The organism is Xenorhabdus sp. Sc-CR9 (genome assembly GCF_963897815.1).
Lineage (GTDB): Bacteria > Pseudomonadota > Gammaproteobacteria > Enterobacterales > Enterobacteriaceae > Xenorhabdus.
This window is the reverse complement of sequence record NZ_CAWQTY010000070.1, coordinates 1-1,174: the sequence shown is the minus strand read 5'-3', so window position 1 is coordinate 1,174 and position 1,174 is coordinate 1. Positions and strand designations below refer to the sequence as shown.

Genomic DNA, 1,174 nt, shown 5'->3' with positions numbered 1-1,174 from the left:
GCCTTGTATCTTAAATATAGGTTAAAATAAATACGATTAGATTTGGCGCGGTGTATGCAGTCTGATCCAGCCTAGGGTTTTAAGCCCGTTCAGAAGCTATTGACGCATACACTGAGCCACTCATCTGAAACCCGAACAGTTGTCCGTCATCCATAACGTATTTGCAAGGCAGGGTAATATGAGTCAGCCAAATCCACTTTGTGTGGGCATTGATGTTTCCAAAGCCTCATTGGATATCGCCGTTAGTACAGACGTAGAGGCATTCACCGCCAGTAATGATCCTGATGGTTTTGATGTCATTGTGTCCGTAATGAAGCAGCATTCCGTGTCCCTGGTTCTGATGGAAGCAACCGGTGGACTGGAGTCTGCTGTTGCCTGCTCGCTTCAGGCTGAAGGGTTTGATGTCGTTGTTATTAATCCCAGGCAAGCGCGAGATTTTGCCCGGGCCATGGGATATCTGGCAAAGACTGACCACATTGACGCCAAAGTCCTGGCTCAGATGGCGGAAGTGATAAACCGTCATCCCGAACGAGAACGGTTTATTCGGGCGCTGCCAGATGCGGAACGTCAGGTTCTTTCTGCCATGGTGGTGCGCAGACGGCAGTTGATTACGATGCTGGTTGCTGAGCGTAATCGCCTACATCCTGCGCATCCTCAGAGCAGAAAAAGCATCAACATTATCATTAAAGCACTGGAAGCTGAGCTGGCGCGGATCGATGAGGATATGAATAAACATATCCAGACTCATTTTAAGAAACTGGCTGACCGGCTCAGCGCCATCAAAGGCGTCGGTACAATGACAGCAGCAACCTTGCTGGCAGAGGTCCCTGAACTCGGCAAGCTCTCGCGTCGGGAAATCAGTGCACTTGTTGGCGTTGCTCCCGTTAACCGTGACTCGGGAACTATACGCGGTCGACGAACCATCTTTGGCGGACGCGCTGGGGTTCGGACAGCGCTGTACATGGCCACACTCGTGGCAACCCGTTTTAACCCGGTGATCAAGACATTTTACAACCGCCTGTTGGCGGCGGGTAAGGCCAAAAAAGTGGCTCTTGTGGCTTGTATGCGCAAACTGCTGACCATCTTAAATGCGATGATTAGAAAAGATGAAGAATGGAATGATTCGTATCATCAGATAACGCCATAAAAATCGTGTTCAAGACAGTTGCTTCTG

The 1,174-nt window shown here is 49.7% G+C and carries 1 protein-coding gene; it reads left to right on the top strand.

The window, feature by feature from the left end:
• Positions 1-178 precede the first annotated feature (178 nt).
• Complete coding sequence (locus AACQ81_RS03640; protein WP_237388478.1) at positions 179-1,147, top strand: IS110 family transposase; 969 nt, start codon at positions 179-181, stop codon at positions 1,145-1,147.
• Positions 1,148-1,174: the final 27 nt, after the last annotated feature.

Coding starts and splice junctions, on each gene's coding strand:
- AACQ81_RS03640 (WP_237388478.1), top strand. CDS start 179: ATGAGTCAGCCAAATCCACTTTGTGTGGGCATTGATGTTTCCAAAGCC.